The organism is Pandoraea anapnoica (assembly GCF_902459765.1).
Classification (GTDB): domain Bacteria; phylum Pseudomonadota; class Gammaproteobacteria; order Burkholderiales; family Burkholderiaceae; genus Pandoraea; species Pandoraea anapnoica.
Genome location: NZ_CABPSP010000003.1, coordinates 539,141 through 560,622 on the forward strand (window position 1 = coordinate 539,141; position 21,482 = coordinate 560,622).

Below are 21,482 nucleotides of genomic sequence, written 5' to 3' on the forward strand. Positions count from 1 at the left end.
GTCAGCGTCGCCGGACAACGACAATGACAGACGGACTGGCTGTAGGGGTATTGGGGACGGGGGTTACTGCGGCGACGGCAGCCGTGCGGCGATTTCGACGATCAGGCTGCGAGCAAGCGCTTGCTTGTCGGCGCGCGGCAGGCGCTTCTGCCCCGCTTCGTCGAACAGAATGACTTCGTTGTCATCTTGCCCGAACGTGGCCGGGCCGAGATTGCCCACAAGCAATGGCACCTGTTTGCGCTGACGCTTCTGCGCACCGTGCTTTTCGAGATCGCCCGACTCGGCCGCAAAGCCCACACAAAACGGCGGCTTCGGCAATTGCGCCACCGCGGCGAGAATGTCAGGGTTCTGGACGAATTCGAGTGTCGGGACGTCGGCATCCCCCGTCTTCTTGATCTTGTCGTGCGCCACGTCGCGCACGCGCCAGTCGGCCACGGCGGCCACCGCAATGAAGATGTCGTTACGCGAAACGTCGGCCATCACGGCGTCATACATTTGTTGCGCCGTCTGGACGTTGCTGCGCGTTACGCCATAGGGCGTCGCCAGCGAAGTCGGTCCGGCCACGAGATGCACATCCGCACCCGCCTGCGCGGCGGCGCGCGCGAGGGCGAACCCCATCTTGCCACTGGAGCGATTCGTGAGTCCGCGCACCGGATCGATCGGCTCGAAGGTCGGGCCTGCGGTGATGAGTACGCGACGTCCCGCGAGCCGCTTCGGCTGGAAAAAGCCAGCGAGTGCTTCGTACAGGTCTTCCGGTTCGAGCATGCGCCCATCGCCGATTTCGCCGCAGGCCTGATCGCCGCTGCCCGGGCCGAGAATCGCGATGCCGTCGCCGCGAAGCGTTGCCGCGTTGCGTTGCGTGGCCGGGTTGGCCCACATCTGACGGTTCATCGCGGGGGCTACCAGCAACGGGCAATCGCGCGCCACACACAACGTGGAGAGCAGATCGTCGGCCATGCCGTGCGCGAGCTTGGCGAGGAAGTCGGTGGAGGCGGGGGCGATGAGAATGACGTCGGCCTCACGCGAGAGGTCGATGTGCGCCATGTTGTTATCGATGCGGTTGTCCCATTGACTGGTAAACACCGGGCGGCCCGAGAGCGCCTGCATCGTGAGCGGGGTGATGAATTGCGTGGCGGCTTCGGTCATCACGACCTGCACCGTGGCACCGGCCTTGATGAGCAGCCGCGTGAGTTCTGCTGACTTGTAGCAGGCGATGCCGCCCGTCAGGCCGAGCACGATGGTCTTGCCAGCCAGTTCACCACGTTCCATAGGAAATGCCTCCTCCAAAGTGCCGCGCGGCGCCTCCAGGGCGCCGCGACGGTGTTTGCTGCTTACCGATCCGTCACACCGGCTGCACGCCGTGGACGCATCATGCCGCAGATCGCTGCGGCCCCGTTCTGCTGCGCTACTTGCCGCGCCGCACGCGTCGCAACTCGTCGATCACCAGCAGCACCGCGCCCACGCAAATGGCCGAGTCGGCCACGTTGAACGCCGGCCAGTGCCAGCCGCCGACGTGAAAGTCCAGAAAGTCGATCACATGGCCGTAGACCACCCGATCGATCACGTTGCCCAGCGCGCCACCGAGAATCAGCGACAGCGACAGGCAGAACATCTTCTGACCGTTATGACGCTTGAGCAACACCACGATGACCGTCGCGGCCACGATGCCGAGCAGCGTGAAGAACCAGCGTTGCCAGCCCCCGGCGGCCGCCAGGAAGTTGAACGCTGCTCCCTTGTTGTACACCAGCACGAGGTTGAAGAACGAGGTCAGCGGACGGAATTCGCCGTACTGAAACGTCTTCAGAATCGTGAGTTTGGTGACCTGATCGATCAGGATCGCAATGACCGCGATGCCCAGCCACGGTGCCAGTCCGAGGGACGCGCCGCTACGGGCATTGCTGCCACCACCACGCTTCGCGCCCGTACGGGCGCCTGCTTTGCTTGCCATTATGCCGCGCTCCGGTGTTCGCCGCTGCCGAACAGATTCGACACGCAACGTCCGCAAAGGGTCGGGTGAGCGGGGTCTGCGCCCACGTCTTCGCGATAGTGCCAGCAGCGCTCGCATTTCTGATGCGTCGACGGCGTGACGACCACGCCTTCCTCGCCTTCCGATGCGACTTGCGAGACCTTCGCGGCCGACGTGATCAGCACGAAACGCAGGTCGTCGCCGAGGCTGGCCAGCACGTCGTACTTGCGACCCGAGACGCGCACGTCCACTTCAGCTTGCAGCGACGAGCCGATCTGCTCGGCGGCGCGCGCTTCTTCCAGCGCCTTGGTGACGTCGCCGCGCACCGTGCGCAGCAGATGCCACTTCTCGAGCAAACGCGTACCTTCCGCGACTTCCGGATAGGCGTAGTACGTCTCCGTGAAAATCGTGTCGTTGCCCGGCTGGAACACCTGCCACGCTTCTTCCGCCGTGAACGACAGGAACGGCGCCATCAGCTTCAGCAGGCCATGCGTGATGTGATACAGCGCGTTCTGCGCGGCGCGGCGTGCCGGGGCGTCCGGCGCGCTCGTATACAGACGATCCTTGAGGATGTCGAGGTAGAAGCCGCCGAGGTCTTCGGAGCAGAACGTCTGGAGCTTGGACACGACCGGGTGGAACTCGTAACGGTCGTAATGGCCGAGCACTTCGGTTTGCAGCGATTGCGACAACGCCACGGCGTAACGGTCGATTTCCAGCCACTGATCCGCCGACATGGCGTGCTTCGCGTGGTCGTAGTCGGCCAGGTTCGCGAGCAGGAAGCGCAGCGTGTTGCGGATGCGGCGATAGCCTTCCGTCACGCGCTTGAGGATCTCGTCCGAGATAGACAACTCGCCCGAGTAGTCGGTCGAGGCCACCCACAGTCGGATGATTTCCGCGCCAAGCTTGTCGGCAACTTCCTGCGGCACGATGGTGTTGCCGATCGACTTCGACATCTTGCGGCCCTGGCCGTCGACGGTGAAGCCGTGCGTGAGCAGTGCCTTGTAGGGCGGACGGCCGTCGAGCATCGACGCAGTCAGCAGCGACGAATGGAACCAGCCGCGATGCTGGTCCGAGCCTTCCAGATACAGATCGGCCGGGAAGCCCAACTCATGCGCATGCGATCCGCGCAGTACGTGCCAATGCGTTGTGCCCGAGTCGAACCACACGTCGAGCGTGTCGCGATTCTTCACGTAATCCTTGGCCTCGTCACCGAGCAGCTCGACCGGGTCGAGCGTTTGCCAGGCTTCGATGCCTTCTGTTTCCACGCGCTTGGCCACGGCTTCGAGCAGCTCGGGCGTGCGCGGGTGCAGGGCGCCGGTTTCCTTGTGGACGAAGAACGCCATCGGCACGCCCCATTGGCGCTGACGCGAAAGCGTCCAGTCCGGGCGGTGCGCGATCATGTTGTGCAGGCGTTGCTTACCCCACGACGGGAAGAACTCCGTCGCTTCGATACCGGCGAGCGCGATCTCGCGCAGCGTCTGGCCGTTGCCCGGTGCGCCGTCGACCGGCTTCACGTCCATGCCTGCAAACCACTGGTTCGTCGCGCGATAGATGATCGGCGACTTGTGACGCCAGCAGTGCATGTAGCTGTGCGTGTACTTGAACGAATGGAACAGCGTGCCCGCATCGCGCAGCGTGTCGACGATCTGCGGGTTGGCGTCCCAGATCGACTGGCCGCCGAACAGCGGCAGGCTGTCCTGATAACGACCATCGCCCAGCACCGGCATGCGGATTTCCGAATCCGGCATGTCGTGCGCCTTGCACGACACAAAGTCTTCCACACCGTAGGCGGGGGCCGAGTGGACGATACCGGTACCGGTATCTGTCGTCACATAGTCGCCGAGGTAGACCGGCGAGGTGCGGTCGTAACCAGCGTCGGCGGTGGCGAGCGGGTGACGGAAGCGGATCAGCGAGAGCGCTTCACCTTTGGTGCGCGCGACGATCTCGCCGTGCAGGCCGTACGTCTTCAGGCAGTCTTCGACGCGATCGGTCGCCAGGATCAGCAGGCCGCGCTCGGTCGAAACGAGAGCGTACTCGACTTCCGGATGGACGTTGAGCGCCTGGTTCGACGGGATGGTCCACGGGGTCGTCGTCCAGATGACGATGAACCCGTCTTCGCGCGGCAGCTTCGGCAGACCGAAGGCCTTGGCGACCTTTTCCGGTTCGGCGAAGGCGAAGCCCACGTCGATGGCCAGATCGGTCTTGTCCTTGTACTCGACTTCCGCTTCGGCCAGCGCCGAGCCGCAGTCGAAGCACCAGTTCACCGGCTTCAGACCACGATACACATAGCCGTTCTTCAGGATCTGCGCGAGCGCACGAAGCTCACCGGCTTCATTCGCGAAGTTCATGGTCTTGTACGGATTGTCCCAGTCGCCGAGCACGCCCAGACGCTCGAAGTCGGCCTTCTGGCGCTCGATCTGCACCCCAGCGTAGGCGCGCGCCTTTTCCTGCACTTCGCGCACCGGCAGGTGCTTGCCGAACTGCTTTTCGATCTGGATTTCGATGGGCATGCCGTGGCAGTCCCAGCCCGGCACGTAGGCGGCGTCGAAGCCCGCGAGGCTACGCGCCTTGACGATCATGTCCTTGAGGATCTTGTTGACCGCGTGACCGATGTGGATGTCGCCGTTGGCATACGGCGGGCCGTCGTGCAGGATGAACTTCGGACGGCCTTTGCTGGCTTTGCGGATCTTGTCGTAGATCTTCTTTTCCTGCCATTGCTTGACCCACAGCGGCTCGCGCCTGGGCAGGTCGCCACGCATCGGGAACGGCGTGTCCAGCAGGTTGACGGGGTATTTGCTCGGGGCTTTCTTTTCGCTCATGGATGCAACGCTATCGAATTTTGGGTATCGGTTGTGGGGCGCTTGCGCCGGAGGCGTTGCCGGGGCCTTATCGACCTTGTGGGCCGTGAAGGGCGGCGTCCGGGCAGGTGCCAGAGACGGCTGCGGGCCGCGCGCGAGGCGCTGGGCGCCGGCGCACGCGGGCGAAGATCAACTAATTCGGTCGGTCGCCGAGGTGGCGAAGTCGCGTCTTGCACTCGGACCATTGGCGTCGAGCGCATGGGCGAAATAGGCGCGGGCCTCGCGCGTGTCCTGCGCGATGGCAGCTTCGAGCTCGGCCAATCCGTCGAATTTCGCTTCGTCACGCAGTTTCTGCAAAAATTCCACGCGCACCAGCTTGCCGTAGCAATCGCCCACGAAGTCGAGCAGATGCACTTCGAGCAGCACGCGACCGGAATCGTCCACGGTCGGGCGCAGGCCCAGGCTCGCCACGGCGGGCAGCGGTTTGTCCGCCAGACCGTGCACCTGAACGACGAAGATGCCCGTGAGGGCCGGGTGCTTGTGCGCGATGCGCAGATTGAGCGTCGGGAAGCCCAGCTTGCGGCCGAGCTTCATGCCGTGCACGACGTGACCGGTGATCGCGTACGGACGGCCGAGCAGCGCGTGGGCGCGCTCGAAGTTGCCGTCGGCGAGCGCCGCACGCACTTCCGAGCTGGAAATGCGCACACCGTCGTGTGCGATGGTCGGCATCTGCTCGACGACGAAGTCGAAGCGACGGCCGGCGTCGCGCAAATATTCGATGTCGCCCGCGCGCTTCGCGCCGAAGCGGAAATCGTCGCCCACCAGCAGCCAGCGCGTGTGCAGGCCGTCGACGATGATGTTGCGCACGAAGTCTTCGGGCGACTGGCCGGCGAAATGGGCGTTGAAGTGCTCCACCACGAGACGGTCGACGCCGTGCGAGCGCAGCGCTTCGAACTTGTCGCGTAGATTGGAGATGCGGGCAGGCGCCCGGTCGGGCATGAAGTATTCGCGGGGATGCGGCTCGAACGTCATCACGCACACCGGCAAGCCGCGCGCAGCCGCCGCCGCGCGCACGCGCGCGAGCAGTGCCTGGTGGCCCAGATGCACGCCGTCGAAATTGCCGATCGTCAGCACGCAGGGCGCTTTGCTTTGCGCGTTGGGTAGACCCCGGAAGACTCGCACGATAAGGAAGCGTCTACAGGACGTTGAGTGATGAAATAGCCGCGCGGCGTGGCCGGGAGGGTCTGGCGGCCTGTCGCGCCCGGGGACAACCGGTCGACACAGGACGCTCGAACCGACATTGCGGCGCCGCAGAACGTTGAATTATAAACGCTTCGGGGCCATCGCGGCGCGGATCGCGCTGTCTGGTGCGCCGCGCCAATGATAAAATCCGGCGATGAAGAACATTGTCATCCTGATTTCCGGACGAGGCAGCAACATGCAGGCCATCGTCCGGGCCTGTACCGCAGAAGGCTGGCCGGCCCGCGTGGCCGCCATCATCGCTAATCGTCCCGACGCCGAAGGCCTGACATTTGCCCAGGAAAACGGCATCCCCACGGCCGTGGTGCCGAGCCGCGGCAAGACCCGCGAAGATTTCGACGCCGAACTGGCCGCCGAGATCGACCGCCACCAGCCCGATCTGGTCGTGCTTGCCGGGTTCATGCGTATTCTCACGCCGGAATTCACTGGCCGCTACGCCGGACGCCTCATCAACATCCATCCGTCGCTGTTGCCTGCATTCCCGGGGCTGCAAACGCACGCCCGCGCACTGGAAGCCGGCTGCAAGATCGTCGGGGCAACGGTGCATTTCGTGACGGCCGAGCTGGACCACGGTCCGTACGTGCTGCAAACCGCCTTGCCCGTGCGCGACGGCGACACGCCCGAGACACTCGCAGAGCGCATTCTGCCCCTGGAGCACATCATTTACCCGCGCGCCGTGCGCTGGTTCGTGGAAGACCGTCTGGTCATTGCGCAGGGGCGCGTGACGCTGACCCCGCGTGCTGACGGCACTTCCGATTCACAAGATTCGCAATGGCTTTTTGGTGAGGACGCATGAGCACCCGCCCGACCCAGCGCCGCGATGGCGCCAATCAATCCGGTCACCGCTCCGGCGGCCGTTCCTCCGATAACCGTCAGTCGTCCAAGGGCGGCAATGGTGGTAATGGCGAGCGCCAGGAGCGCTACGTCCGTCCCGACAAGTACGACCGCTCGCGCTACGAGCGCCGTCCGGACGCCCCGGTCGGCGGCACCGGCATGCGTGGCGAGCGTCTGCCCCCGGCGCTGTTCGAACACACGCAACGCCTGCTCGGCAGCGTGCTGACGTTCACCGGCCCGGCCGACACGCTGGTCAGCACGTACTTCCGCGCCAACGACAAGCTGGGTCACCGCGAGCGTGGTGTGCTGGCGGAGACGGTCTTTGCCATTCTGCGCCGCAAGCTCGAATTCGGTCAGCACGCCGTGAGCGGCACGGGCTCGCAGGAGCGCCGACTGGCGCTGCTCGGACTGGCCTTCACTCGGGGCATCGCGTCGGTCGAACTGGTCGCGACGCCAGAAGAAGCCACGTGGCTTGAACACGTCGGTCAGATCGATCCGGCCAGCCTCGCGCCGCGAGTGCGTACTAACTTGCCGGCGTGGCTGTACGACCGTCTGGCCGCGCGTTTCGACGCCACCGAACTGGAAGCGCTTGCCGCTGCACTGAACCAGCCTGCGCCGCTCGATTGCCGCGTAAACCTGATCAAGGCGAACCGCGACGACGTGCTCGCTGGGCTGCGTGAAAGCGGGTTCTCGGCCGAGCCGACGCCGATGGCACCCAACGGCATTCGTCTGGCGGGCAAGCCGGCGTTGCAGAAGCACCCGCTATTCATGTCCGGTGCCATCGAAGTCCAGGACGAAGGCAGCCAGTTGCTGTGCCAACTGGTCGCACCGCGTCGGGGTGAGATGATCGTTGACTTCTGTGCAGGCGCTGGCGGCAAGACGCTCGCCATCGGCGCGGCCATGCGCTCGACCGGGCGTCTGTATGCATTCGACGTGTCGGAGAAGCGTCTGGCCAAGCTCAAGCCGCGTCTGGCGCGCAGCGGCCTGTCGAACGTCTATCCGGTGATGATCGACAGCGAGAACGACAGCAAGATCAAGCGTCTGGCGGGTAAGATCGACCGCGTGCTGGTCGACGCGCCGTGCAGCGGGCTCGGCACGCTGCGTCGCAATCCAGACCTGAAGTGGCGTCAGTCGCCGCAGTCGGTCGAAGAACTCACGCAAAAGCAGACGTCCATCCTCGCGAGCGCCGCGCGCCTCGTGAAGCCGGGCGGACGCCTCGTATACGCGACATGCAGTGTGCTGACCGAGGAGAACAGCGCGATTGCCGAGGCGTTCCTCGCCGCGCATCCGGACTTCGTGCTGTTGCCTGCGAACGAATTGCTGGCGGCGCAGAAAATCGGACTCGACACGGGCAAGTACCTCGAACTGCTGCCGCACCGCAACGCGACCGACGGCTTTTTCGCCGCCGTGTTCGAGCGTCGTCCGGCTGCCAAGGCCTCAGTCGTGTCGTCAGCTAGTATCGACGAATAACAAGAACAGATAGAAGGATATGGCGATGCAGGAAAGTCCGGCTTTCGCGAGGTTGGTGCGCGATGTCGTTCGCGACTTCGGCGATCCGCAGATCATCTGGCAGATCGTCGCACTTGTGGGCGCGCTCGCCGTCGCCCTCGTGTTGCGTCGCTGGATGATCGGACGCCTCGACCGCCATTTCGAGCGCGTCGCACCTGCACGCCGCGCGGGCTCGTCGAGCCTGCGCCGCTCGTTCTTCCCGATGTTCGGCTGGATGTGCGTGGCGCTCACGCGCGTGGTGCTTCAGGAATACACGCATGTCTCGCTGCTGATGCTCGCGGAAGTCCCGCTGTTCGGCACCGCGCTCATCTATCTCGCGTTCTACTTCGCCCGGAGGCTGTTTGCTTCGTCGCCCCATGCCTCGGGCCTGCTCAAGGTGTTCGAGCGGGTGTTCACGACGCTCGCCTGGTTCTCGATGCTCGCCTACGTGCTGGGCGTGCACGACGACATTCTCAAGTGGCTTGCCAGCGTGAAGTTCGCTGTCGGCTCAAGCCATCTGACGCTGCTCTCGATGCTGTCCGGCCTGCTCTGGATCGGCGTGACGCTGGTGCTGGCGATGTGGGTCGGCTCGCTGATCGAAGACCGGATCATGCGCACGACCACGCTCGACGGCAACCTGAAGGTGGTGCTCTCACGCGTGGTCAAGGGCCTGCTGACACTGATCGCCGTGCTCGCGACGTTGTCGTTCGTCGGCATCGACATCACCGTGCTGGGCGTGTTCGGCGGTGCGCTTGGTGTGGGGTTGGGTTTCGGCTTGCAGAAGATCGCCTCGAACCTCGTGTCGGGCTTCATCATTCTGCTGGACCGCTCCGTGCGCATCGGCGACCTGATTACCGTGTCGACGTATCACGGCACCGTCTCGCAAATCAACACGCGGTACTCGGTCGTGCGCGGCCTGGACGGTGTCGAAGCGCTGGTGCCGAACGAGCAACTGGTGACGAACGTCGTGCAGAACCATTCGTTCACCGAGACCCGTGGCCGCGCCAAAGTCAACGTGCAGGTGGCCTATAGCGCCGATGTCGAACTGGCGATGTCGCTCATGCTAAAGGCGGCCGAAGACATTCCCCGCGTGCTGACGGATCCGCCACCCTCGGCGCTGTTGCTGAACTTTGGTGCCGATGGGATGGATCTGGAAATGGGATTTTGGGTCCAGGATCCGGCGCAAGGCAGCGGGGGGATACGTTCCACCATCAATTTGCGGATTTGGCGCACATTTCGTGAACACGGTATTGAAATTCCGTATGCACAGCGCGAAATACGTATCCTGAACGACTGGGCGGACGGGATTCCTGCGCAAGCCCCCCATCTGCCGGTCGACGGCACCGTTTCACCGGACGGCGCGCGCGAATTGCCGAATTCGGCCAATGCGACGCCGCAAACGCTCTTGCCACAGGCGGATGACGACGGAAAGACGGCCCGATAGACTTTTTTCCCTAAGCCGATGGGTTGACCTGCGACAAATTGCGTGGCTGCGAGGCGACACACGGGCAACGGTCCGTCGGGTAAAATACGTCCCAAACCATAAAACCAGACGTTCACTGGCACGTTTTCCGCCCATATCGCACCGGCATCCGCAACTTGCCGTCCTCCAGCGAATCGAAGCGTCAAGCGAGCGCAAGAACGAGACCTGACGCGACGGCCTATGTCCACATCGGCCGCATCGGCCCGACAAGACAAGACACGGCACATTTCGATGCTTTGCCGTGATGGCTACCGTATTGATTAGTTTGGAGTGATATTTTGCTGGACAGTCTCCTTGGATTTCTCTCGACCGGCCTGCTCGACTGGAGCGGCTGGAAGATCTTCTTCTACACGTTGGCCGTCACCCATGTGACGATCGCCGGTGTGACCATCTATCTGCATCGTTGCCAGGCGCACCGCGCGCTCGACGTGCATCCGATCGTCGCCCATTTCTTCCGTTTCTGGCTGTGGATGACCACGGGCATGATCACGAGCGAGTGGGCTGCTATTCACCGCAAGCACCACGCCAAGTGCGAAACGCCGGAAGACCCGCACAGCCCGCAAACGCGCGGCCTGTGGAAGGTGCTGGCCGAAGGTGCCGAACTCTATCGCGCTGAAGCGAAGAACGAAGAAACGCTGCGCAAGTTCAGCCACGGCACGCCGAACGACTGGATCGAGAACAACATCTACAAGCGTTACCCGATTCTGGGTATCAGCATGATGATGATCATCAACATCGCACTGTTCGGTGCCCTCGGTCTGACCGTGTGGGCTGTGCAGATGGTGTGGATCCCGTTCTGGGCCGCCGGTGTGATCAACGGTCTGGGCCACTACTGGGGCTATCGCAACTTCAATTGCGCCGACGCGTCGACGAACCTGCTGCCGTGGGGCATCATCATTGGCGGCGAAGAGCTGCACAACAACCACCACACGTACGCCACGTCGGCCAAGCTGTCGAACAAGTGGTACGAATTCGACATCGGCTGGCTGTACATCCGTACCCTGTCGTTTGTGGGCCTGGCCAAGGTGAAGAAGGTTGCGCCGACGCCGAAGCTCGCAAAGATCAAGGCGGCATGCGACGACGATACCTTGCAGGCCGTGCTTTCGAACCGCTATGAAGTGATGGCGCGTTACGCGAAGACTTTCCAGCGTGCCTACGGCGAAGAGCTGGCGCGCTTCAAGGACAAGCGTCAGCATGGCGAATATCAGTTGTTCCGCGGTGCGCGCAAGTGGCTGCATCACGACGAAGCATCGCTGCAAGAGCCGCAGAAGCAGCAACTGGGCGAGATCTTCGCGCACAGCAACGCCGTGAAGACGTACTACGAACTGCGTCGCGAACTGGCCGGTATCTGGGACCGTTCGAACGCTTCGCGCGAGCAGCTGCTGGGTCAGTTGCAGAACTGGTGCCATCGCGCCGAGCAGAGCGGCATTCACGCATTGCAGGAATTCGCGACGCGTCTGCGCCGCTACGCGTGAACGGGTTCAGCCAGAAATCTGTTTTTGACGCATAATCGAAACCCCGCCACGGCGGGGTTTTGTCATTCCAGGTCCCCCTCGGGCCACGCGAAAATGAATGCCTCACTTAAATCCGTAGAATTCGAGCGCCCCGCATCGAGTGGCGCCACGTGCGTAGCCCACGCCTGGGCACGTGTCCCGGAGGCGCCGTCGCAGGAGGAACGCGCGGCGCTCAAGGCCAAGATTAAGCGTTTGCTCGTCGAGCGGGACGCCGTGTTGGTGGCGCACTATTACGTCGATTCCGACCTTCAGGATCTCGCCGAAGAGACCGGCGGCTGCGTGGCCGATTCGCTCGAAATGGCACGTTTCGGCCGGAATCACGCTGCCAAGACACTCGTGGTGGCTGGCGTGCGTTTCATGGGCGAGACGTCGAAGATTCTGAGTCCCGAAAAGCGCATTTTGATGCCCGATCTCGACGCGACCTGTTCGCTCGATCTGGGCTGCCCGGCAGACGAGTTCGCCGCATTTTGCGATGCGCATCCGGATCGCACGGTCGTCGTCTACGCGAACACGAGTGCAGCCGTGAAGGCGCGTGCCGACTGGATGGTGACGTCGTCCATCGGCCTCGAAATCGTGGCGCATCTGCACGCGCAGGGTAAGAAGATTCTCTGGGCACCGGACCGCCATCTGGGCAGCTACGTCCAGAAGCAGACGGGTGCCGACATGTTGCTCTGGCAGGGCGCTTGTCTCGTGCACGACGAGTTCAAGGGCACCGAACTTGAGCTGCTGCGCCGTGAATACCCGAATGCCAAGGTGCTGGTGCACCCGGAGTCGCCTGCGGCGGTCGTTGAGCTGGCGGACGTGGTCGGTTCGACGTCGCAGATGATCACGGCGGCGCAGACGATGGATGCCACCGAGTTCATCGTGGCCACCGACAACGGCATTCTGCACAAGATGCGTGCCGCAGCGCCGGGCAAGCGCTTTATCGAAGCGCCGACGGCGGGCAACAGCGCCACGTGCAAGAGCTGTGCGCATTGCCCGTGGATGGCGATGAACAGCCTGCAAAATCTGGCCGACGTGCTTGAGACCGGGGCGAACGAGATTCACGTCGATCCGGAGATCGGCCGTCGCGCCCACACCTGTATCGACCGTATGTTGACGTTCGCTGAAGCGCGCAAACAGAACGTGCGCGCAAGCGGTGATTTCGCGCGCGACGGCGCACTCTTTTCCGGTGTAGGCCCCGCATAATGACGCAATCGAAAACGCTGAGCACTGCCGAGGCGCTCTCTCCTGAGTTCGCCATTTTCGGTGAGCCGATCGAAGCGGCGATGACACGCAATGTGCGTGACGCGCTGGAGGAAGACATCGGCAGCGGCGACCTGACGGGCCTGCTGGTGCCGCAGGACGAAATGGCGCATGCACGCATCATCGTGCGCGAGTCGGCCGTGCTCTGCGGTGTGCGCTGGTTCGAGCGCTGCATGCAGGGCGTGGACCCGTCCGTACGCGTGCAGTGGCACTACCGCGAAGGCGAGCGCATGGCACCCGATTCGGTGGTGTGCGATATCCAGGGCCCGGCGCGCGCGTTGCTCACGGGTGAGCGCACATCGATGAATTTCCTTCAGATGCTCTCTGGCGTTGCGACCTCCGTGCGCCGGTATGCGGATATCGTGGAAGGTACCAAGGCACGCGTCCTCGATACGCGCAAGACGTTGCCCGGCCTGCGTCTCGCACAGAAGTTTGCGGTGCTCGTCGGGGGTGGGGCGAATCAACGTCTCGCGCTCTACGACGGCATTCTCATCAAAGAGAATCACATCGCGGCCGCTGGCGGTATTCGTCAGGTGCTGGCAAACGCCGATCGTCTGGCTGACGGAGCGTCCGTCCAGATCGAAGTGGAGTCGCTGGAAGAATTGGCGACGGCGCTCGAATGCGGCGCAACGTCGATCCTGCTCGATAACTTCACGTTGGAAATGATGCGCGAAGCGGCGCGTATCTCGGATGGACGTGCTGTGCTGGAAGCGTCGGGCGGCATCAATCTTGAAACGGTGCGTGCGATTGCGGAGACGGGCGTCGACCGTATTTCCATCGGTGGGCTGACGAAGGATGTCCGCGCGACCGACTTCTCCATGCGGATTCTGGAGACGGTGGGGTAAACGTCGCGATTCGATTCGCCGCGCTGAAATAGCGTGGCAAACGAAAGGCCGCAGGTTTTACCCTGCGGCCTTTCTGTTTGCTTGCTCGCGAGCGCCCGGCTTACCGCTTGCGGCGCGGCAGCGGTGGCGAAATCACTGTCGGCAGCGCCTTCGGCAGCGTATCGGGGAAGTCGCGCGAGAAGTGCAGCCCCCGGCTTTCGCGACGCGACAACGCGCTGTCGACGATCAGCGACGCGACGTCGACCAGATTTCGCAACTCAAGCAAATCCCGGCTGACGCGGAAATTCGCGTAGTACTCGGCGATCTCTTCGCGCAGCAGGGCAATGCGATGCTGCGCACGCTCCAGTCGCTTGGTCGTGCGCACGATGCCGACGTAGTTCCACATCATGCGGCGCAGCTCGTCCCAATTATGGGCGACGACGACTTCTTCGTCCGCATCCGAGACGCGGCTTTCGTCCCACGCGGGCGCGTCGATGGTGGGCGGATACGTGGCTTCGTCCCGTTGGATATCTTCTGCCGCCGCCTTCCCCAGCACAATGCACTCCAGCAGGGAGTTGCTGGCAAGCCGGTTCGCGCCGTGCAGGCCCGTGTATGTCGCTTCGCCGACGGCGTAAAGCCCCGGCAGATCGGTGCGGCCGCGCATATCGGTCACAACCCCGCCGCAGGTGTAGTGCGCTGCGGGTACTACCGGAATCGGCTGCTTCGTGATGTCGATGCCCAGCTCTGCGCAGCGGGCCAGAATCGTCGGGAAATGCTCGCGCAGGAACTCGGGACTTTGGTGGCTGATGTCGAGATACACGCAGTCGAGACCGTGCTTTTTCATCTCGAAGTCGATGGCGCGGGCCACGATGTCGCGTGGCGCGAGTTCGGCGCGCGGATCGTGTTGCAGCATGAAGCGGGTACCGTCGGGCAGCACCAGGCGGCCACCTTCGCCGCGCACCGCTTCCGTGATCAGAAACGACTTGGCGTAAGGATGATAGAGGCACGTCGGGTGGAACTGGATGAACTCCATGTTCGCAATGCGGCACCCCGCGCGCGACGCCATGGCAATGCCGTCGCCGGTCGCGGTATCGGGGTTCGTTGTGTAGAGATAGACCTTGCCCGCGCCGCCGGTGGCCAGCACCGTATGCCGGGCCGTAATAGCATGCACCTCGCCGGTGCCGAGATCCTGAACGTACAACCCCTGACAGTGACGGCCGACTGTGGGCGCGTCGTCGGCGCGATCGGAGGTGATCAGATCGACGGCGAAGTGGTTCTCGAAGAGGGTGATGTTCGGATGTTCGCGCACGCGCTCGGTGAGCGTCGCGATGACGGCATGCCCGGTGGCGTCGGCGGCGTGGATGATGCGTCGGTGGCTATGTCCGCCTTCGCGCGTCAGGTGAAAGCCGAGTTCGGCCTCGGAGTCACGGGTAAAAGGTACGCCCTGTTCGATGAGCCATTCGACGGCTCCGCGGCTGTGTTCGACGATGAATCGCGTGGCTGCTTCGTCGCAGAGTCCTGCGCCAGCGATCAGCGTATCGGAGACATGCTCGTCGACGCTGTCGGTTGAATCCAGTACGGCGGCGATGCCACCCTGTGCCCAGTCGCTCGCACCTTCGGGCATCGGACGTTTGGCGACGAGCGCCACGCGGCAGGTATTGGCCAGATGCAGGGCGACGGACTGGCCGGCGAGCCCGCTGCCGACGATGACGACATCGAAATTCATGATACGCGCGGTGTCTGGGATCGACGCGACGACACTGGCGCGATCCTCGTAATGGGAGAGGATCCAGTATAGCGAGTCAATACGCGCGTGGCACATGACCCTATGCGCACATCGGGGAAATTGCGACTTGAAAGACTACGCATAGCGTAGCGGTGCAATTTTCGGGACGCCCAAACGAAAATACCCCGCCAGAGGCGGGGTATCGAACGCAGTAGCAAGCTACTGCGATGAAACCTGTTGATCTTATTTGATCTTGGTTTCTTTGTATTCGACGTGCTTACGAGCCACCGGGTCGAACTTGCTGATAGCCATCTTTTCCGGATGGGTACGCTTGTTCTTGGTGGTCGTGTAGAAATGACCCGTACCTGCGGTCGATTCCAGTTTGATCTTGTCGCGAGCGCCTTTTGCCATGATGAGCTCCTAAACTTAGATGGCGTTACGCGAACGCAGGTCCGCGAGAACGACATCGATGCCGACCTTATCGATCAGGCGCAAGCCGGCGTTCGAAAGACGCAGACGAACAAAGCGGTTTTCGCTCTCAACCCAGAACCGGCGATTTTGCAAGTTCGGGAGGAAACGACGCTTGGTTTTGTTATTGGCGTGGGAAACGTTGTTGCCGACCATCGGCGCTTTCCCGGTCACTTGACATACGCGTGCCATGAAGCACTCCTAACCCAGAATTCTGTGTAAAAAAAGGTGAGTCGAAAAGACAGACCGCGATAATACCACAAAAATCCCAGACAAATCAATCGCTTTAGTCGATGTAGGACGTGAGTCCCTGGCGGGAAACGTCTGTCGGAGATTCGGGGAAGGGACGGAGTATAGCGTAAGCCGGGCCCGAATGCGACCCGGTTGCCAAATTTATGTGCAGGGTGTTGTTCCCATCACAGTTCACCGCCCTCGGCCATTGAGTAGGTGGTGTCTCCCGCCACGATGAAATGATCGAGCAGACGGATCTCCAGCAGGGCCAGCGCATCGCCCAGCTGACGCGTGAGCGCAATATCGGCCGCACTTGGCGTCGGGATGCCTGACGGGTGATTGTGGGCCACGATGATGGCAGCCGCATGAAGGTCCAGCGCTGCACGCACGATTTCCCTTGGGTAGGCGCATGTCTGGGTGAGTGTGCCCTCAAACATGATGCGCGTGCCTACCAGCCGGTGTGCTGCATCCAGAAACAGGCAGACGAAGCGCTCGCGAGACATATCCTGCAATGTGAGCCGCAGATAGTCGCGTACGCGGGTGGGCGAATCGAGCAGGCAGCCCGTTTGCATCCCCTCGCGCAACATGCGGCGCGCGACTTCGAGGGCCGCCTGAAATTGAAGCGATTTCGCCTGACCAAGCCCCGGTATCTGACGCAGCGTCTCGAACGGGGTGGCAAGCAGGCGGGCAAGCGAGCCGGTGTGGGTCAGCAGCTCGCGCCCGAGTTCGACGGCGTTGCGGCCTTGCGAACCGGTGCGCAGCAGGATGGCGAGCAATTCGGCGTCGGACAGAGCATTCGGCCCGTGGGCCAGCATTTTTTCACGGGGGCGCTCAGCGACCGGCCAGTGGGCGATGGACATGACGACTCCAGGATCGGGGACCGATGATCGGACACGGCCACGCGCATGATCGCGGGTGTCACGAATGACAGGGGAAAGACAAACCGGAAAGCCGCCACGGGAAAATTTCGGGGCGGCTTTGATGGGGAGCCGGACGCGCAACGCGTCGTCGCTTACAATAATAGCTTGACCTTGCTGTGAGACCCCCATGAGTTCTGTTGCAACCCCCGTGGTTCAAGACAATTCCTATCTGACGCTCCACTACCGGATTGGCGCGCCCGACGGCGCGGACATTGTCAACACTTTCGAAGGCACCCCTGCAACGATGCAGCTGGGCGGCGGCCAGATGGCGCCGACGCTGGAGCAGGCGATGCTGGGCATGACAGTGGGGGAGCGACGCCGCATCGAGTTGGCACCGGAGCAGGCCTTTGGCCCGCGCAATCCGGATCTGCTGCAACGCGTCTCGATGAAGACGTTGCAGGAGAACAGCAACTTCGGGGAAGAATATAGCGTTGGCGATCTGGTCGAGTTCAACGCGCCGAGCGGTGGCCGCTATGCGGGCATCCTGCGCGAACTGGGCGAAGGCTGGGCATTGTTTGACTTCAACCATCCGCTGGCTGGTCAGCCGATCGTGTTCGAAGTCCAGATTATCGGCATTCTGTAGGAATCGAAATGAGCGCCACCCAAGTCGTAGCACCGACGCTGTCGGATGCAGAAATCCTGCTGGCTCAGCCGCGCGGCTTTTGCGCGGGTGTCGACCGCGCGATCGAGATTGTCGAGCGCGCCCTGGCGATGTACGGCGCACCCATCTACGTGCGTCACGAAATCGTGCACAACGTATATGTCGTCGAGAACCTTCGCAAGAAGGGGGCGATCTTCATCGAAGAATTGTCCGATGTGCCTTCGGGCAACACGCTGATCTTCAGCGCGCACGGTGTCTCGCAAGCGGTGCGTGCGGAGGCGGAATCGCGCGGCCTGCGCATTTTCGATGCGACTTGCCCGCTCGTGACGAAGGTTCACGTCGAAGTCGCCAAGATGCGCGGACAAGGTCTCGAAATCATCATGATCGGCCACAAGGGGCACCCCGAAGTGGAAGGCACGATGGGCCAGTCGGGCGAGGGCATGTTCCTCGTCGAGACGATCGAAGACGTGCTTGCGCTGCAAGTGGCGGACGAAAGCAAGCTGGCTTTTGTGACGCAGACGACGTTGTCGGTCGACGACGCCGCCGAAGTCATCAACGCACTCAAGAAGCGCTTCCCGCTGATTACCGAGCCGAAGAAGCAGGACATCTGCTACGCCACGCAGAACCGTCAGGACGCCGTGAAGTTCATGGCGCCGCAGTGCGACGTGGTCGTGGTCGTCGGCAGCCCGAACAGTTCCAATTCGAACCGTCTGCGTGAAGTGGCCGAGAAGATGGGCGTGCCGGCCTATATGGTGGATTCACCTGATCAGCTCAAGCCGGAGTGGTTCGACGGCAAGCGCCGCATCGGTGTGACGGCTGGCGCATCGGCACCCGAGGTGCTGGCGCAGTCGATCGTGTCGCGTCTGCGCGAATTGGGTGTCAATCAGGTCAGGGTGCTCGACGGCGTGGAAGAGAACATCGCGTTCCCGCTGCCCAAGGGCTTGACCCAAATGGCGAGCTAAGCAGCACGCCGGGCTGGCTTGCCGCGCCCGCGGCGCACTGACCATACCCAGCAGCAAGAATCACGACCGGCGCTCACACCGCATGGTCGATCAACCGGGTGCCGTACCTCACGGCCCCGTTTTTTTTACGCCTGTCCCGCGCGCGGGCTCTCCCACCCCCACGCCATTTCCCGCTCCCCAGCCGTTATCGGTCGCATCAGGCCACCTGACGTTGCCGAGCGTCGTTCGTCCATCCGCCCGCCATCCACCGCCAAAACTCGTTGCGGCGTTCTCGCATCGTCACCTCAAATTTCGCAAAACCGCCGCACGTCGGAATTTGGAAGTTTTAACGTCTCGTCAGCCAAAACCGAATGACGTTATTGATAATTCAACGAATATAGAATTAAAGAACATCAAGGGTGTCCGGATTTCCAGAATCTAATTATTTATATGCTTGCTTAATTAGAAAGAACCCTCCAAATCAAATGGGCATGCTAATTGCTTATTAGATTGATATGGCATCCGGGCCCTTGAATGGTGCACCGGTTGCACCATAAGGCCGCCCGGGGAGTCGCGCGCGGGCGCGTAAAGTCATTCACAAATTCGGGGTTGCGCTTTTGAAAAGATAGGGTTGCACAAGTCGGTATAAAACCTTAGTCCTCCATTATGGAAAACCCTGTGGCTACGGGCGTCGCAGCCGCAAAGAATGGAGTTACAATGCGCGCGTTTCGCATACGAAACATCGATTTGGCGTTATTAAATCGCCGACAATCTGGAGATAATCACATGCAACTCAAGTTCGCGAAGGTACTGCCCGTAGTCGCCGCAGTGACGCTGCTGGCGGCTTGCGGCCAGAAGGAAGAAAAGCAGGCCGATTCGGGTGCCGCTTCTGCACCTGCCGCGACGACTGCCGCCAGCGGGGGCGGCGATGCGGTTGTCATTAAGATCGGTCACGTTGCACCGTTGACGGGCCAAATTGCTCACTTGGGCAAAGATAACGAAAATGGTGCACGCCTGGCCATTGAAGAGGCTAACAAAGCGGGTCTGACCATCGATGGCAAGCCGGTCAAGCTTGAGCTGGTAGCGGAAGACGACGCCGCCGATCCGAAGACCGCAACGCAGGTTGCTCAGAAGCTCGTCGACGAGAAGGTTGTCGCCGTGGTGGGCCACTTGAATTCGGGCACGACAATTCCGGCGTCGAAGATCTACAGCGATGCGGGCATCGTGCAGATCTCGCCGTCGGCGACCAACCCGGCTTACACGCTGCAGGGCTTCAAGACGACCTATCGCGTGGTCGCTACCGACGCGCAACAGGGTCCGGCACTGGCTAACTACGCGACCAAGTCGCTTAACGCCAAGTCGGTCGCCATCGTCGACGACGCCACGGCATACGGCAAGGGTCTGGCTGATGAGTTCGAGAAGACCGCCAAGGCCAACGGCCTGAAGGTGCTCTCGCACGACGCGACCAATGACAAGGCCACGGACTTCCGCGCCATTCTGACCAAGATCAAGGGTGAGAAGCCGGACATCATCATGTACGGCGGTATGGATGCCACCGGTGGCCCGTTCGCCAAGCAATCGAAGGAACTGGGTATTGGCGCCAAGGTGCTGGCCGGTGACGGCGTGTGTACCGACAAGGTGGCCGAACTCGCGGGCGACGCCATCGACAACATCGTCTGCTCGGAAGCGGGTATGGCGCTGTCGAAGATGGAAGGCGGTGCGGACTTCTCGAAGCGTTACGAAGACCGCTTCAAGCAGCCGATCCAGATCTACGCCCCGTTCACGTATGACGCTGTGAACGTGATCGTCGACGCGATGAAGCGTGCCAACTCGACAGACCCGGCCAAGATCCTGGCGGCTATGCCGGCCACGGACTACAAGGGTGTCATCGGCCACATCGCCTTCGACAGCAAGGGCGATATGAAGGAGCCGGTGATCACGCTCTACAACTACAAGGATAAGAAGAAGAGCGTGCTTGACGTGGTGAAGATGTAAGTCCCGGGCGCTCGCGCCATGAAACGGCACCGCTGCCTACCCGTTCGGTGCCGTATCACTATCTGCGGAAAGAGGCCGTGCCTGCATGACGGGCACGGCTCTTCTCCTGACACAGGATTACGCCTCATAACCCGCAGTTCTCTCGGCCCCCTCGCGCGCCCTATCGGGCAAGCGTGTCGAGAGCCCGTTTCCGGGACAAGGAGTTAGCTTCATGGATATTTTTATCCAACAAATCTTGAACGGCCTCGTGCTTGGCAGCGTCTACGCGATCATTGCACTGGGCTATACGATGGTCTACGGCATTCTGGGCATCATCAACTTTGCCCACGCCGATGTGATGATGATCGGCGCGATGGTCGCGTTGTCCACCATCAACCTGCTTCTGAAGATCGCGCCGGACATGAACCCGGCGCTCATGCTGGCCATTGCCACGCTCGTGTGTATGCCCGTGTGTGCGATAGCCAACTTCGTGATCGAGCGTGTGGCCTACCGGCCGTTGCGTAATGCGCCGCGCCTGGCCCCTCTGATCACCGCCATCGGCGTCTCCCTGCTGCTGCAGACGATCGCCATGCTGATCTGGTCGCGTAACCCCCTCTCGTTCCCGCAACTGCTGCCGACCGACGCCATGAACGTCATTCCGCCGCGCGGCGATCATCCCGGCGCGGTTACAAACGGCACCGGTATTGTGATCGTGGTCGTGGCGTTCCTCGTCATGTTCGGTCTGACCCAGCTCGTGAACCGCACCAAGTTGGGGCGTGCGATGCGTGCGACGGCGGAAAACCGCAACGTCGCCGGTCTCATGGGCGTGAACCCGAACTTCGTGATCTCCGCGACGTTCGCCCTCGGTGGCGCACTCGCCGCCCTCGCGGGCGTGATGATGGCCTCGAACTACGGCAACGCGCACTTCTACATGGGCTTCATTCCCGGCATGAAAGCGTTCACCGCTGCGGTGCTGGGTGGTATCGGCAACTTGCAGGGCGCCATGGTCGGCGGCGTGCTGCTCGGCCTGATCGAAGCGTTGGGCGCGGGCTACATCGGCGATTTGACCGGTGGCGTCTTCGGGAGTAACTATCAGGACGTCTTTGCGTTTGTCGTGCTGATTGTGGTGCTAGTGTTCCGTCCGAGCGGTCTGCTCGGCGAGCGCGTGGCAGATCGTGCATAAGCCGGGAGGATCGACATCATGAATCA

The 21,482-nt window shown here is 62.3% G+C and carries 18 protein-coding genes; 10 read left to right on the forward strand and 8 right to left on the reverse strand.

The annotated features are described in order from the left end of the window. Nucleotides 1-63: 63 nt before the first annotated feature. From coaBC to PAN31117_RS08150, 4 genes are all read right to left on the reverse strand, one after another. Entirely contained in the window at nucleotides 64-1,269 is a 1,206-nt protein-coding gene (gene coaBC / locus PAN31117_RS08135) for a bifunctional phosphopantothenoylcysteine decarboxylase/phosphopantothenate--cysteine ligase CoaBC (protein WP_150737709.1), read from the reverse strand. 136 nt (nucleotides 1,270-1,405) lie between these two features. After that, nucleotides 1,406-1,948, reverse strand: a complete 543-nt coding sequence (gene lspA / locus PAN31117_RS08140; RefSeq protein ID WP_039400857.1) for a signal peptidase II — start codon at nucleotides 1,946-1,948, stop codon at nucleotides 1,406-1,408. Continuing rightward, on the reverse strand, nucleotides 1,948-4,785 hold the full coding sequence (gene ileS, locus PAN31117_RS08145; protein ID WP_150737710.1) for an isoleucine--tRNA ligase: 2,838 nt from the start codon (nucleotides 4,783-4,785) through the stop codon (nucleotides 1,948-1,950). The genes lspA and ileS overlap by 1 nt, the downstream gene beginning before the upstream one ends. Before the next feature lie 168 nt (nucleotides 4,786-4,953). After that, nucleotides 4,954-5,946 carry a bifunctional riboflavin kinase/FAD synthetase gene (locus PAN31117_RS08150; RefSeq protein WP_150737711.1) on the reverse strand — a complete coding sequence of 331 codons (993 nt, stop codon included), beginning with the start codon at nucleotides 5,944-5,946 and terminating at the stop codon, nucleotides 4,954-4,956. Nucleotides 5,947-6,160: 214 nt separating this feature from the next. On the opposite strand from PAN31117_RS08150, the gene purN reads away from it, so the two are divergent. The 6 genes from purN to nadC all read left to right on the forward strand — a co-directional run bounded on the left by purN (nucleotide 6,161) and on the right by nadC (nucleotide 13,433). Beyond that, nucleotides 6,161-6,820: a phosphoribosylglycinamide formyltransferase gene (gene purN / locus PAN31117_RS08155; RefSeq protein ID WP_150737712.1), complete on the forward strand. Its 660-nt coding sequence runs from the start codon at nucleotides 6,161-6,163 to the stop codon at nucleotides 6,818-6,820. A 197-nt stretch (nucleotides 6,821-7,017) separates the two neighbouring features. Continuing rightward, the gene (locus tag PAN31117_RS08160) at nucleotides 7,018-8,328 is read left to right on the forward strand and encodes an RsmB/NOP family class I SAM-dependent RNA methyltransferase (RefSeq protein ID WP_150737763.1); all 1,311 of its coding nucleotides are present in this window, start codon (nucleotides 7,018-7,020) and stop codon (nucleotides 8,326-8,328) included. Nucleotides 8,329-8,353: 25 nt separating this feature from the next. Beyond that, entirely contained in the window at nucleotides 8,354-9,790 is a 1,437-nt protein-coding gene (locus PAN31117_RS08165) for a mechanosensitive ion channel family protein (RefSeq protein ID WP_150737713.1), read from the forward strand. 317 nt (nucleotides 9,791-10,107) lie between these two features. Continuing rightward, a complete protein-coding gene (locus PAN31117_RS08170) occupies nucleotides 10,108-11,304 on the forward strand; it encodes a DesA family fatty acid desaturase (protein WP_150664353.1) in 1,197 nt (398 codons plus the stop codon). A gap of 93 nt (nucleotides 11,305-11,397) precedes the next feature. Further along, complete coding sequence (nadA, locus tag PAN31117_RS08175; RefSeq protein WP_150737714.1) at nucleotides 11,398-12,531, forward strand: quinolinate synthase NadA; 1,134 nt, start codon at nucleotides 11,398-11,400, stop codon at nucleotides 12,529-12,531. Further along, a complete protein-coding gene (nadC, locus tag PAN31117_RS08180) occupies nucleotides 12,531-13,433 on the forward strand; it encodes a carboxylating nicotinate-nucleotide diphosphorylase (protein WP_370855735.1) in 903 nt (300 codons plus the stop codon). The genes nadA and nadC overlap by 1 nt, the downstream gene beginning before the upstream one ends. A 100-nt stretch (nucleotides 13,434-13,533) precedes the next feature. On the opposite strand, the gene nadB is transcribed toward nadC, so the two are convergent. The 4 genes from nadB to radC form a co-directional block, all read right to left on the reverse strand. Continuing rightward, nucleotides 13,534-15,138 (reverse strand): L-aspartate oxidase, encoded by a 1,605-nt coding sequence (gene nadB / locus PAN31117_RS08185; RefSeq protein ID WP_150737715.1) that lies wholly within the window; start codon nucleotides 15,136-15,138, stop codon nucleotides 13,534-13,536. A 243-nt stretch (nucleotides 15,139-15,381) separates the two neighbouring features. Beyond that, nucleotides 15,382-15,549, reverse strand: a complete 168-nt coding sequence (rpmG, locus tag PAN31117_RS08190; RefSeq protein ID WP_039400834.1) for a 50S ribosomal protein L33 — start codon at nucleotides 15,547-15,549, stop codon at nucleotides 15,382-15,384. A gap of 15 nt (nucleotides 15,550-15,564) precedes the next feature. Then, entirely contained in the window at nucleotides 15,565-15,798 is a 234-nt protein-coding gene (gene rpmB, locus PAN31117_RS08195) for a 50S ribosomal protein L28 (RefSeq protein WP_150664350.1), read from the reverse strand. A gap of 224 nt (nucleotides 15,799-16,022) precedes the next feature. Beyond that, nucleotides 16,023-16,697, reverse strand: a complete 675-nt coding sequence (gene radC / locus PAN31117_RS08200) for a RadC family protein (protein WP_150737716.1) — start codon at nucleotides 16,695-16,697, stop codon at nucleotides 16,023-16,025. A gap of 187 nt (nucleotides 16,698-16,884) precedes the next feature. Between radC and PAN31117_RS08205 the strand changes: the two genes are divergently transcribed. The 4 genes from PAN31117_RS08205 to PAN31117_RS08220 all read left to right on the forward strand — a co-directional run bounded on the left by PAN31117_RS08205 (nucleotide 16,885) and on the right by PAN31117_RS08220 (nucleotide 21,456). Continuing rightward, complete coding sequence (locus tag PAN31117_RS08205; RefSeq protein ID WP_150737717.1) at nucleotides 16,885-17,340, forward strand: FKBP-type peptidyl-prolyl cis-trans isomerase; 456 nt, start codon at nucleotides 16,885-16,887, stop codon at nucleotides 17,338-17,340. 8 nt (nucleotides 17,341-17,348) lie between these two features. Further along, the gene (gene ispH / locus PAN31117_RS08210) at nucleotides 17,349-18,320 is read left to right on the forward strand and encodes a 4-hydroxy-3-methylbut-2-enyl diphosphate reductase (RefSeq protein ID WP_150737718.1); all 972 of its coding nucleotides are present in this window, start codon (nucleotides 17,349-17,351) and stop codon (nucleotides 18,318-18,320) included. 765 nt (nucleotides 18,321-19,085) lie between these two features. Beyond that, a complete protein-coding gene (locus tag PAN31117_RS08215; RefSeq protein WP_150737719.1) occupies nucleotides 19,086-20,294 on the forward strand; it encodes a branched-chain amino acid ABC transporter substrate-binding protein in 1,209 nt (402 codons plus the stop codon). A 211-nt stretch (nucleotides 20,295-20,505) separates the two neighbouring features. Then, a complete protein-coding gene (locus tag PAN31117_RS08220) occupies nucleotides 20,506-21,456 on the forward strand; it encodes a branched-chain amino acid ABC transporter permease (RefSeq protein WP_039400819.1) in 951 nt (316 codons plus the stop codon). The last annotated feature ends 26 nt before the right edge of the window (nucleotides 21,457-21,482 follow it).